We start from the raw sequence: 13613 nt of genomic DNA, 5'->3' as shown, positions 1-13613 counted from the left end.
GTTAATCTTATTTTTCAGATTTACGACGTTTCAGCTCTTTCATGATTAAGCTCAACTCACGTCCAGTCTGTCCACCTACGGAGGTGTTTTCCTGAGCTCGGCGGAACAGATAAGGCATTACTGATTTTACCGGTCCGTATGGCATATACTTAGCCACATTGTAACCTGCAGCAGCCAAATTGAAAGAAAGGTTGTCCGACATTCCTAAAAGTTGTGCGAAAAACACGTTAGGAAGATTGTGAGGGATGTTTCTTTTTTCAAGTTCATTAGCCAATAACCTGCAGCTTTCCTCATTGTGCGTACCTGCCATCAGGCCGACTGTATCAATGTTGTCAAGACAGAAGTCCACAGCGGCATTGTAATCGGTATCAGATGCTTTTTTGTTAGGTTGGATCGGAGAAGGGTAATTGTTCTCTTTTGCCCTTTCTCTTTCAATTTCCATGTAGGCACCGCGAACAAGTTTGGCACCAAGGTGGAAACCTTGAGTTTTAGCATAGGCAAAATCAGCTTTAAGGGAAGCTAATTTGTCATGACGGTACATTTGATAGGTATTATATACAATCGGGCTTTCCGAATTGTATTTTTCCATCATTTCTCTAGCAATATCATCAATGGTATCCTGGATCCAGGAGTGTTCAGCATCGATAAGCACGCGGATGTCGTTATCATAACAAGCTTTACAGATACGGTCACATCTCTCCATCAGGCGTTTGTATTCCGCTTGTTCTTCAGGGGAAAGTGATTCTTTAGCATCGATTTTGGCCAATAGGTCAAATCTTCCCAAACCAGTAGGTTTGAACACACAGAAGGAGATCAGAGGGTTTGCTTTAGCAGCTTCTACGGTCCTGAGGATTTCAGCGCAGCATGCATCGAAGCTTTCTTCCGAGTCTTCGCCTTCCACAGAATAGTCAAGGATAGTAGTTACATGACCTTTACCAAGGTCTTGGATTGCGGTTTGGCAATCTTGGATACTTTCTCCTCCACAGAACTGTTTGTAGATGGTGTTTTTGATAATGCCTTGAATCGGTAATCCGATATTCAACGAAAAGTTTGTAATTGGTGTCCCTATCTTAATTAGGGTATTGCTCGCGACCATTTTAAATAACCAATACGCTTTGTTAAGGTCTTTGTCGCTTTTGCCTTGAAAGGCAATTTCGGTGTTGTTAAAGTCAAGCTTTAAGGGTGAAGCTATGTCCATATTACTTTAATTTGATGTTGGTAAAATTAGGCTTTTTTTATGAATTAAAAACATAGTTATAATGTAAATACTGTCAATTAAAATTACTTTTGTTTATGCAAACGTTTACATTAGAAGGGGACTATATCCAATTGATCCAATTATTGAAAGTCATGAACTGGGTTGAGCATGGAGCCATGGCTCAATGGGTGGTGGAAGAAGGACTTGTAAAGTACAATGGCCAAGTCGATTACAGGAAAAGATTAAAAGTTAAGGTAGGAGATATCGTGGAATTCGATGGGAATAAATTGAAAGTTCAATAATTCTTAAGCTCTGTAAAATATCTGTTTACAGTTTTAAAAATCCAATTACATTCAATAAAAAAATCTATCTTTAGGTAGAAATTATATATGAAGAAGATTAATAGTTTAGGATACGAAGTCGTATTCGATGATGAGTTAGATGAACTGCAGTCCTTTCTCATTGATCATGATTATTCGCAACTCTTGATACTCGTAGATCGAAACACGAATGATCATTGTTTACCTGTCATTCAGGCTGCCATACCTGATATTGTTGATTATGATATTATTGAGGTAGATCCAGGAGAAGAGAACAAGAACATAGACTTCTGTATAGGTGTTTGGAAAACCATGTTGGACTTTGGCGCCGATCGAAAAGCCCTCATGCTAAACTTAGGCGGTGGAGTAGTAACCGATATGGGCGGATTTGCCGCTTCTACCTATAAAAGAGGTATTGATTTTTTAAATGTTCCTACAACTTTGCTTTCTCAAGTTGATGCCTCCGTGGGTGGTAAGACTGGGATAGACTTGGATAATGTAAAAAACATAATAGGTACGTTCAGCCAACCAAAGGCTGTGTTTATATCCAATAAATTTCTTGAAACATTAGATGACCGTCAGGTCCTTTCGGGATTTGCTGAGGTCATCAAGCATGGTTTGATCCAGGATAAAGATTTATTTAGCCGTTGCAAAACAGTTAGTTTGCCTGTTATACCTGAAGGTATGGTGTACGATTCTGTTGTCATTAAGAATAAAGTTGTTCTAGAAGATCCTACTGAAAAAGGCTTAAGGAAGATCTTGAATTTTGGACATACGATAGGACACGCTATTGAAGGATATTCCTTGGTAACTGATGTAAATCCATTATTACATGGAGAGGCAATTGCTATTGGAATGATTTGTGAAGCTTATCTTTCACATAAGGTTAACAATTTGGATAAAGCCGAATTGGATGAGATAGTCAATTACCTATTGTCAATCTATCCTAAATACAATTTAAATTCAGCAGTTTATCCTGAGTTATTGGCATTGATGAAGAATGATAAGAAGAATGAAGGCAATAAACTTGGATTTGCGCTGTTAAGAAAAATAGGAGATTGCGACTTCAATAAATATGTGGAAGAGGATTCCATCATTGAGAGTCTAGATTTTTATCAATCAAAAACCAAATAAATCAAATGAAAAGAATTTGCATACTGACCCTAGTCTGTTGTTTAAGTATCTGTTTTACTTTTGCTACAGGAATTGTAAAGCCAAAGAAAGTTTTAGTTTTTACCAAGACAGCAGGTTTTAGGCATGACAACATTGAAGAAGGAGTGAAGGTCCTGACCAAATTGTTGAAGGATGAAAACATTGGAATGTTTCATACGGAGGATGCAAATGTCTTTTTAGCGGATTCATTAAAGGATTTTGATGCTGTTTTGTTCTTTAGTACTACCGGTACCATCTTAGATGAGCAACAAAAGGTTGCTTTCCAGAATTTTTTGAAATCTGGTAAAGGTTTTATGGGTGTTCATGCAGCGACAGATACAGAACACGACTGGCCATGGTACAATAATTTAGTAGGAGCATATTTTGCCAGCCATCCTGCTGTGCAAGAAGCGAAAATTGATGTAAAGAACAGGAAACATTTGGCTACAAAGCATTTGCCAAAGGTATGGATGCATAAGGACGAATGGTATGACTTCTCCAAAGTTAAACCTGATCTTAAGATTTTGATGACCATCGATGAGAAATCCTATGAAAATGGAAAAATGGGTGATTTTCATCCCATAGCTTGGTACCAGAAGTTTGAAGGAATAAAAGTCTTTTACACAGGCTTAGGACATACGAAGGAATCTTTATACGAACCGAACTTCCAAAAACAGCTCGTGGGAGGGCTAAAATATGTTTTAGGTTATTAATTGATTCTCAATAAATGATAATAAAAAGGAGGTATTTTACCTCCTTTTTTTATTGTAAATAAATTGTTGCGGAAAAGTCTTGTTTATTAAAAATTATTCATAAATTAGTTCTAATTGTAAACTTAATTCTAAACAAAATCAATTCCTGTTAATATTGTATTATTCCATTTTTATATGAAGGAAAAGTACAACAGAAATTTAAAAGTGTTTGATGTACACTTTGTTAACATTAAGCAGAGGGGGTGAAGTGAAAGGGAAAGTACCATAAATACCGATAACTTTAATAAACTAAATAACTTTAACTAACAGCTTATGACACACGAGTACTTAAATCCAATTAGTAAACCAAAATAACTTAAAAGACTACATTTCTTTTTAGGAAGATAGATTTCCCATAAATGGGATTTCTATGGCTTTAAATAATAAATATTTAATTCATGGCTTTGCTATGCCTTGAGATTAAGATTTATTGCATCATTGAACTAATAATTTAACAAACTAACTAACAAATTCTATTATGGGAAGATCAATGAAGTTCCATAGCAATTCTTTTATTCCCAAAAGACTGCTAAAAAATGGACTTCTGATTTCAATGGGCGTGCTCGCGATGAGCAGTGTCTCCGCATCAGAAGTTTCAATTTGGAATAAAATCGCTATGCATCCATTATATGCGATGCAAAGTCCAGTAAAAGGTAAGATTATTAACCAGGCAACTCAAGAGCCAATTGCTGGAGCTACCATTAAAATCGTCGGCAAGACGTCGAGTACCTCATCAGATGCTTCTGGAAATTTTGAAATCGATGCGCAAGCAAACGATGTCCTAATCATTTCCTATGTAGGTTTTGCTTCTGCTCGTTACACGATCAGCTCTACCACTCAACCCATTACCATTACGCTTACAGAAGATAGCAGTAATCTGGAAGAAGTGGTTGTAACTGGTTATGGTACGCAAAGGAAGAAAGATTTGACAGGATCCGTTGCAGTTGTAAACGTGTCGGAATTGAAGTCTCAACCTGCAGGTAGTGCCGTTGAAGCTTTGCAAGGACGTGCAACAGGGGTTCAGATTGTCAATGACGGTGCTCCAGGTTCAACTCCTCAAATCCGTATCCGTGGTTATTCAACCATTAACAACAACGAACCACTGTACATCATCGATGGTGTACCTTATGAAGGCAAGTTGAGCTGGTTGAACCAAAATGATATTGAAAGTATGCAGGTGTTGAAGGATGCTTCTGCAGCTTCAATCTACGGTGCCCGTGCGAACAACGGGGTTGTAATCGTGACGACCAAATCTGGAAAAGAAGGAAGTACCAAAATCACCTTAGATGCCTATGCAGGCGCAGGTGTTCCAAACAAGGGCTCCTTTCCCAAGATGCTGACTCCTCAGCAGATTTTGGATATCGACAATAAATTCAATGGAACGAGTTTGCAGCTTCCTGACTATCTATTGGCCGGTTCTAAAACCAACTGGGATGTGACAGCAGCAGATGCGGACATGAACAAGTACAATTATTTTGCTAAAGATCGTGCATCGTTCTATCAAATTACTAAAGCCAATAAAGCAGGTACGAAGTGGTTTGATGAATTATCGCAAACTGCTCCAATCCAATCGTATCAATTAGCTGCCACGGGAGGAAATGAAACTTCCCAATATGCTTTCTCAGGAGGCTACCTTGATCAAAGAGGTAGTATTATTCATACCGGTTTCCGTCGTTATAACGTAAGGACCAATACCCAATTCAATGCATTCAATAAGAAACTAAGATTTGGTGAAAATCTTTCTTATGCTTATACAGAAGGTCATGGTATGGGTGTTAACCCAAATACTGCGGGTGGTTATCAGGGAGAAGGATCTGTATTGGGATTCGCTTACCGTATCCAGAACATTATCCCAGTGTATGATGAGGGTGGAAACTTTGCGGGTTCATTTGGTAAGGATTTAGGAAACGGTGAAAACCCAGTGGCTTTAGCTTATCGCGCTAAGGATAACATGAACCGTTCGAATTTCTTCTTCGGTAATGCATTTGCAGAGTACGACATCATCGATGGTTTGACATTACGCTCAAACTTCGGTTTGAGATATGAAAACTACAATGGCGTAAGTTACACTTATCCAAACCCAGAGTTCTCTGAAGGTAGTTTCAATAACGGTATGAGTGAATATCAGGGATATACCACAGAATGGACTTGGACCAATACTTTAAACTACAAACCTAATCTAGGTGAAGATCATAGTCTTAACGTAATGGTAGGTACTGAGGCCATCAAAAACCGTAACCGCGGTATTGATGGAAGTAGGAATGGTTATTTCATCATGAACAGTTTAGACTATTTGTATCTAAATGCAGGTAGTTCGAACTTCAACAATAATGGTTCTGGTTCAATTGGAAGTATGTTCTCATTGATGGGAAAAGCAGACTATGCTTACAAAGACCGTTATTTATTGAGTTTAATTGCTCGTCGTGATGGTTCATCCAATTTCGGTGAAAACCATTTATACGGGGTATTCCCAGGGGTAAGTGCTGCATGGCGTATTTCTCAAGAGGAGTTTGCAAAAAGCGCAGAATGGTTAACTGACTTAAAACTTCGGGCAGGTTACGGGGTGACAGGTAACCAACGTATCCCAGGATTCCAGTATTTGAACAGATATTTAGCTTCCTTGACAGAATCTTCATACCCGATCAATAATGGTGTAGTGAATGGTATCTGGCAAAACTCTTACTCTAACCCAGATATTAAATGGGAGCAGGTTAAATCATTGAACGTAGGTTTGGACTTCACGGTATTGAACGGTGATTTAGACGGATCGATCGACTGGTTTGACAAGAAAACAACTGATATGTTGTTCTTGGTCCCACTTCCAGCTGCTGCTGCGGGTAGAGCTGCCTCTCCGTACCAAAATATCGGTGATATGAGCAACAAAGGATTTGAGTTCTCTTTGGGCTACCACTATGGACACAGACAAGAGAAACCATTTACTTTGGATTTAGCTGCTAATTTCTCAAACTACAAAAACGAAGTGGTTGCATTAGCTCCAACCGTATCACAGGTTAACTATGGTGCCTTCCGTTCTATGGAAACTTCCATCTTACAGAAAGGTCAACCATTCGGTTCATTCTATGGTTATCAAGTAACCGGTATCTATCAAAGTGTGGATGATGTAAATAATTCACCTTCATATGATGATGCAAGACCAGGAGGTTTGAAATATGCAGACATAAATGGAAACGGTGAGATCGACCCAGGTGATAGAACTATTATTGGTAATCCACACCCAGACTTCACTTATTCATTGAATATTAACGCTGCTTACAAAAACTTTGACGTATTGTTATACTTCTATGGTTCCCAAGGAAATGACCTGTATGAAGCTACTCGTTACTTTACAGACTTCGGGGTATTCCGCGGACAAAAGAGCGTAAGGGTATTAGATGCATGGAGTGAATCAAACAAAGGTAGCAATATCCCATCTCTACCTAATCCAGCTGACAAAACAAGTGCGATGGAATACGCAACATCCTCTTATTATGTACAGGATGGTAGTTTCTTGAAGCTTAAGAATTTCCAAATTGGATATAACTTGCCAACTAAAAAGTTATTTGGTGAGAACACTACATTCAATAGGTTAAGATTATATTTAGGTGTTACCAACTTATTCACGATTACCAAATACGAAGGCTTAGATCCTGAGGTTTCAGCTACTCCATCTGCATACCCAGCATTGGGTGTTGACTTTGGGGTATATCCACAGGCTCGTCAGTACACATTTGGACTTAATTTAGGATTTTAGTAGGTAGAGAATATTAAATAGAACAATCATGAAACGAAATAAATTAATGATTCTTTTAGGCGCGGGAATGCTACTTGTTACTTCCTGTGGAAAAGAATTTTTACAGAAATTACCTCAAGGCCAGTTGTCTGAGCCTCAGGTAGGGAATAAAGATGGTGTGGAAGGTGCGCTGATCGGTGCATACAGTATCTTAAATGGTAATGTAAGTGGCACTTGGGGCAACTATGCTTCTGCACCTAGCCAGTGGCTATTTGGTGAAGTTGCATCAGACAATGCACACAAAGGTTCAGAGCTTACAGACCAGACACCAATGAACATGATCGAAACCTATAATGCGATCAGTACAAATGACAACCTGTCCCAAATGTGGCAAGTATACTTTGAAGGGATTTTACGTTGTAACAATACCTTGAAGTTACTTACCGCAGATCAAGCAGGACCAAAGGAAATCTCTGCCGAGCGAGCTAAGGAAATCGAAGCTGAGGCAAAGATGTTGAGAGGCCATTACAACTTCTTCCTATGGAGGATCTTTAGAAATGTCCCAATCATTACCGAAGCAACGACAACTGCTGAAGCACAGACCATTCCAAATGACAAGGATATTACTCCGGCTATTGAAGAGGACTTCAAATTTGCGGTCGCTAATTTGCCAGCTACCAAAATCAAAGATGAGTTTGGTCGTATGGACAAAAATGCTGCAAAAGCATATTTAGGTAAGCTTTATCTATACCAAAAGAAATACGCTCAAGCATTGACTTTGTTTAAAGAGGTTATGGCAGGTAAGGATATCACGACCATGCCTTACTGGAATAACTTTGATGTAACGAAAGAAAACGGACCTGAAGTGGTGATGGTTTCAAAACACGCCATCAATTCCAATGGTGCTGCTGATAACTCCAACGTAGGGGATATGTTATCCGGTCTGTATGGAAGTTCACCAGTAGGATGTTGTGGATTCTATCAACCAACTATTGATTTGGTAAATTCATTCCAGGTAGATGCCAATGGTCTTCCATTATCAACTACCGCTTACCGTGCTACTCCATACCTTTCCGATTTGAAAAACCCAACAGATTCATACGTATTAGATGTGAACTTGAAATTCGACCCGCGTTTAGATTATACCGTTGGTCGTAGAGGTGTTTCATATTTGGACTATGGAATTATGCCAGGTAATGCATGGATCCGTGACGCTAAATACGCTGGACCTTTTGTAACCATCAAAACCATGATCCCTGTATCTCAATTTGCTACCAATGCAGCTCCGGGAGCCAATTACCTTACCGGTTTGGATGTGAATATCATCCGTTTAGCTGATGTGTGGTTGATGGCTGCAGAATGTGAGGTTGAAGCAAATAACCTTCCAGGAGCTTTGAAATTGGTGAATGATGTTCGTAAGCGTGCTGCTACGCTTCCTGCAAAGAAAACAGGAACCGGTGCCAATGCCGCAGCATATAACGTGAAGCCATATCCAGCCTTTGCTTCCCAAGCTGATGCGCGTACTGCCGTAAGAACGGAACGCCGCATCGAATTGGCAATGGAAGGACACCGTTTCTTTGACCTTGTACGTTGGGGAGTAGCTAAATCAGTATTAGAAAGCTATTCAACATTTGAAGGTTCATTTCTGCCTGCTTACAAAGGTTTAACCTTCTCTGCAAACAGTGAATACTGGCCTGTTCCTCAGGTAGAGATCGACCGTAGCAATGGGGCTTTAAAATAGAACTATTAGGTTAATTCAATAAAAGAAGATGGGGCTGGTCGAAAGATCAGCCCTTCTCTTTTTCTATAAAATCTTTGTTTCATACTTCCTTAAATTCTAAACAATGATTATGTTTACAATATGAGAAGCATACTAATCCTAATGGGGTTATTGGCCTGCTTGACAACCAAAGCGCAATCTACCCTCAACCTAAATGATGAATTCCAAAAATCAACCGTTTTACCAAAGCATTACTACGGCTTTAGTCTTTACGATGTCGATCAACAACGCTTTGTTTACAACCATAATCAGGACAAACATTTTACTCCAGCATCAAATACCAAGGTCTTCACTTTATTTGCCTCCCTAAAGCTCATTGGTGATTCTATCCCAGGGATTGCATATGTTGAACGTGGAGATTCCTTGATTTTCTGGGGAACCGGTGATCCTAGCTTCTTACATCCAAGGTTAGATAATGGAAGAGTGTATAACTTCTTAAAAAACAGCAATAAAAAACTATTCTACTCAAGTTCTCCTACGCAAGAACCAACTTACAGAAACGGTTGGTCGATCGAAGACTATGAATTCTACTACCAACCAGAACTGTTTCCTTTTCCGATCTATGGTAATGTTGTGCAGTTTAGGGAGGTTTATGGCAGACTCAGATTATTCCCAACCTATTTCGAACGCGATGTAAAGCAGCTATCTGATACAACAACTCGATATAGAATACATAGAGCAATGGAGAATAACAGCTATGAAATCAATGAGCTTCCTTTGCCTAAGAATTATGTCAATGAAAAACCTTTCCGCCCTAGTGATAGCCTTTTGGTGCTATTGCTACAGGATACCTTGAAAAAGGATGTTGGATTGGTAAATCAGAAGCTGCCTCAGGATTTCAAGATCTATAATTCTGTAGAAAAAAGGGCAGTAGAACGCGAAATGATGCTTCCAAGTGATAATTTCTTGGCTGAGCAACTAAACATGGTTGCATCCTTCTTGAAATACAATAGCTTCAAAACAGAAGACTTGCGCCAATATATGACCGACACCTATTACAGCAAATTAAGTGATAGCATTGAATTGAGAGATGGTAGCGGTTTGTCGAGTTACAATAAAATAACACCAAGGAGTATGGTGGAGGTTTTGCTTCAGATCAGTAATGAAGTCCGTGATGAGAACGCCAAGCTATATTTATTTCCAGCAGGAGGATTAGAAGGCACGCTAAAGAATGTTTACCCAACACCGGGAGGAAAGGCCTTTGTTTGGGCTAAAACAGGAACAATCAACAGTGTTCACTGTCAGAGTGGTTATATCATAACCAAACGAGGTAAGCGCTATGTTTTTTCTTTTCTGAACAATAATTACTTGGGGAGTTCAAGTCCAGTTCGCAAGGAAATGGTACGGATAGTTACCCATATCTACGAAAATTTTTAAACCAGTTCTAAAATCAAATGGTATATTCGCATAAGCAAATCTTATGAAAATATTCAAGAAGAATGATAAAAGATTAATCAGATCATGGTCCATGTACGATTGGGCCAATTCTGCCTATAATCTGGTCATCAACTCCACCATTTTTCCAGTATATTATACGGCCATCACGAAAAATCCGGAAACCAATGACACGGTTTCCTTTTTTGGTATTGAGGTCATTAATACTGCACTATCCAATTTCGCACTTTCCATTGCTTATTTATTGATGGCTTTAGGCTTGCCGTTTATTTCAGCATATTCTGATGCGGCAGGAAAGCGTAAGTTCTTCATGAAGCTCTTTACCTATATCGGTGCCATTGCCTGCATGGGATTGTTTTTCTTTAAGATAAATTCCTTGGAATGGGGGATCTTCTGCTATGCAATAGCTGCTATGGGCTATATTGGCGGAGTAGCCTTCAATAATTCCTACCTGCCTATTATTGCTACGCCAGATCAGCAGGATAGGGTCAGTGCACAGGGATTTGCCTATGGCTATGTTGGATGTGTGACACTTCAGATCATTTGTTTCGTGTTTATTTTTAAACCAGAGTGGTTTGGGATCAGCGATGCTTCTTTCCCTGCAAGATTTTCATTTCTATTGGTGGGACTTTGGTGGTTGCTGTTCGCGCAGATTCCATTCCGATTCTTGCCAAGAAATAGACCTACTGTAGGTTCTGAGCGCTTGCCTTTCTTTACGAAAGTGAAGAAGGAATTCAGCAGTGTATTGGGACAAATAAAACAGATCGAAGCCATCAAGACCTTTTTACCGGCCTATTTTTTCTATTCCATGGGAATTCAGACGCTATTGATCGTTGCTGCGGCATTTGGAGAAAAAGTGTTGAATTTAGGTGCAAGTAAACTGATTGCATCCATTTTATTGATACAGATCGTAGCAATTGGTGGGGCATACATCATGTCTGTTGCAGCCAAAAGGTTTGGAAACATCAAGGTTTTGCTTGTTGTGGTGTTCTTCTGGATACTGATTTGCTGTGCCTCATTCTATATGACTACGGAATATCAATTTTACGGAATGGCCTTTGCTGTAGGATTATTGATGGGAGGGATACAGTCCTTGTCTAGGTCGACCTATTCTAAGCTTATCCCAGAACATATTGAAGATACCACATCCTTCTTTAGTTTCTATGATGTTTCGGAGAAGGTAGCCATAGTGATCGGCTTATTCAGCTTTGGTATCATTGAACAGATCACGCAAAACATTCGATATTCGGCATTGTTCCTGTCTGTATATTTTATCATCGGGTTTTTGTTGTTGTTTCGTGTTTTAAAATTTAATAAATTACAGATTATTGAAAGCGATTAATGCATAAAGTAGAGTTATTTATCCCTTGTTTTATTGATCAATTATATCCTGAAACAGCCTTTAACACCGTAAAACTATTGGAGAAGGCAGGTTGCAAGGTCATATACAATACCGATCAGACCTGTTGTGGACAATCAGCATATAATGCCGGATTTTGGGATGATGCCAAGAAAATTGGCCAGAAGTTCCTGAATGACTTTCATGAAGAACATCCCATCGTCAGTCCATCGGCATCCTGTGTGGGAATGGTTAGGGGAGGTTATGATGATCTTTTTACCAATTCCATTGAGCACAATAAGTGCAGGGCCATACAGCGCAATATTTTTGAAATCAGTGATTTCTTGGTCAATGTTTTGCAGAAGGAATACTTCGGGGCAGAATTAGTCGGGACAGCGGTCTATCATGATTCCTGTTCAGCATTACGGGAGTGCAAGATCAAGGATGAACCAAGGCGCTTATTAAGCCATGTAGGAGGATTGGATATCGTAGAAATGAGAGATCAGGAATCATGCTGCGGTTTCGGTGGTACCTTTGCGGTTAAATTTGAAGGAATATCGACGGCCATGGCGGAACAGAAAGTTCAAAACGCCCTGGATGTCAAGGCGGATTATATTATATCTACTGATTCGTCCTGCTTATTGCAATTGCAGGCTTATATTGAAAAAAATCAACTTCCCATTAAGACCATGCATCTTGTCGATGTATTGACTTCTGGATGGGCTAATATCTAATAACTTTATATAACAAAATCATGAGTTCAAGAAGAGAGTTTTTAAGAAACTTAGGTCTAGTAACAGCTGGAGTAACATTAGCACCTTCGCTAGATGTATTCGCTGCTAAGAAAGACTGGTTTCAAATTTCATTAGCGGAATGGTCTTTACATAAAAAACTATTCAAAGGGGATTTGAAAAATATTGATTTTCCTGAGTATACAGCAAAAAACTTTGGTATCCATGGAGTTGAATATGTAAATCAATTCTTCAAGGATAAAGCTAAGGATATGACTTACTTAAAAGATTTGAATAACCGTGCTAAGGACAATGGCGTGAAAAACGTATTGATCATGGTGGACGGGGAAGGAAGTCTAGGAGATCGTGATGAAACTAAACGCAAGCAGGCTGTAGAGAACCATTACAAATGGATCGATGCCGCTAATTTCCTTGGATGTCATGCCATCCGTGTAAATGCTGCGGGTGAAGGAACTAAAGAAGAAGTTAAGGAACAAGTGGTTAAAAGCTTGTCTACCTTAGCTGATTATGGAAAAAAAGGTAAGATATCTGTAGTCGTTGAAAATCATGGTGGAATTTCTTCCCACGGTGATTGGTTGGCAGATGTATTGAAAACTGTAGGTAAGAAAAACTGTGGTAGTTTACCAGATTTCGGTAACTTCTATGAGTACGACCGCTATCAAGGGGTTAAGGATTTAATGCCGTATGCTAAAGGCGTAAGTGCTAAATCTCATGCTTTCGATGCGAATGGTAATGATACGGGAATCGACTATGCCAAAATGATGCAGATCGTTAAATCCGCTGGCTACAATGGTTATGTAGGTATCGAATTTGAAGGTGATAAGATTTCTGAAGACGAAGGAATCAAATTAACAAAGGCTTTATTGGAGAAATTCAAATAATAGTCAAGAATATGATAGAAAGAGGCAAGGATTTATATTCTTGCCTCTTTTTTATTTGATTTAACCAATTCCATGTTTTGTCGTAGCATCGTAATAAATTGTTTACACAACTATTTTATTTTTTATTTTCCGAGAATTCGCTGTTACTGCCTTTTGATTTTGATTGAAATTCTAAAAACAAGAAAAATAAATTTATTTCTAAAAAAGTATAGATTCTTTACCTTTTTTACGCTCTAATTTGTGTTGCGTTTCAAAAATATCAACAGAAGGATTGTTTTCATTTAAATCTTTCATTAAAAAAATTAATAGGACTT

At 38.9% G+C, this 13613-nt stretch carries 10 protein-coding genes; 9 read left to right on the top strand and 1 reads right to left on the bottom strand.

The window, feature by feature from the left end; translation table 11 throughout:
* Window positions 1-7: 7 nt before the first annotated feature.
* A complete protein-coding gene (locus ACWICE_RS09165; protein ID WP_185212203.1) occupies window positions 8-1198 on the bottom strand; it encodes a proline dehydrogenase family protein in 1191 nt (396 codons plus the stop codon).
* Between the two features lie 95 nt (window positions 1199-1293).
* On the opposite strand from ACWICE_RS09165, the gene ACWICE_RS09160 reads away from it, so the two are divergent.
* The 9 genes from ACWICE_RS09160 to ACWICE_RS09120 all read left to right on the top strand — a co-directional run bounded on the left by ACWICE_RS09160 (window position 1294) and on the right by ACWICE_RS09120 (window position 13299).
* Window positions 1294-1500, top strand: coding sequence for an RNA-binding S4 domain-containing protein (locus ACWICE_RS09160; protein ID WP_454298169.1), 207 nt, complete (start codon window positions 1294-1296; stop codon window positions 1498-1500).
* A gap of 87 nt (window positions 1501-1587) precedes the next feature.
* Window positions 1588-2652 (top strand): 3-dehydroquinate synthase, encoded by a 1065-nt coding sequence (gene aroB, locus ACWICE_RS09155; RefSeq protein ID WP_313259333.1) that lies wholly within the window; start codon window positions 1588-1590, stop codon window positions 2650-2652.
* A gap of 5 nt (window positions 2653-2657) precedes the next feature.
* On the top strand, window positions 2658-3383 hold the full coding sequence (locus tag ACWICE_RS09150) for a ThuA domain-containing protein (RefSeq protein ID WP_454298168.1): 726 nt from the start codon (window positions 2658-2660) through the stop codon (window positions 3381-3383).
* Window positions 3384-3900: 517 nt separating this feature from the next.
* Complete coding sequence (locus ACWICE_RS09145) at window positions 3901-7173, top strand: SusC/RagA family TonB-linked outer membrane protein (RefSeq protein ID WP_313259330.1); 3273 nt, start codon at window positions 3901-3903, stop codon at window positions 7171-7173.
* 28 nt (window positions 7174-7201) lie between these two features.
* Window positions 7202-8893 (top strand): RagB/SusD family nutrient uptake outer membrane protein, encoded by a 1692-nt coding sequence (locus ACWICE_RS09140; protein ID WP_313259327.1) that lies wholly within the window; start codon window positions 7202-7204, stop codon window positions 8891-8893.
* Window positions 8894-9013: 120 nt separating this feature from the next.
* The gene (locus tag ACWICE_RS09135) at window positions 9014-10309 is read left to right on the top strand and encodes a D-alanyl-D-alanine carboxypeptidase (protein ID WP_454298167.1); all 1296 of its coding nucleotides are present in this window, start codon (window positions 9014-9016) and stop codon (window positions 10307-10309) included.
* 43 nt (window positions 10310-10352) lie between these two features.
* Window positions 10353-11669: an MFS transporter gene (locus tag ACWICE_RS09130; protein WP_454298166.1), complete on the top strand. Its 1317-nt coding sequence runs from the start codon at window positions 10353-10355 to the stop codon at window positions 11667-11669.
* Window positions 11669-12400, top strand: coding sequence for a (Fe-S)-binding protein (locus ACWICE_RS09125; RefSeq protein WP_454298165.1), 732 nt, complete (start codon window positions 11669-11671; stop codon window positions 12398-12400). Before ACWICE_RS09130 ends, ACWICE_RS09125 begins: the two co-directional genes overlap by 1 nt.
* Window positions 12401-12420: 20 nt before the next feature.
* Window positions 12421-13299 (top strand): sugar phosphate isomerase/epimerase family protein, encoded by an 879-nt coding sequence (locus tag ACWICE_RS09120; RefSeq protein WP_185216369.1) that lies wholly within the window; start codon window positions 12421-12423, stop codon window positions 13297-13299.
* The last annotated feature ends 314 nt before the right edge of the window (window positions 13300-13613 follow it).

The organism is Sphingobacterium sp. NPDC055346 (genome assembly GCF_053645235.1).
Note: the sequence above shows the minus strand (reverse complement) of the source record. Positions and strands in the feature narration are given on the sequence as shown.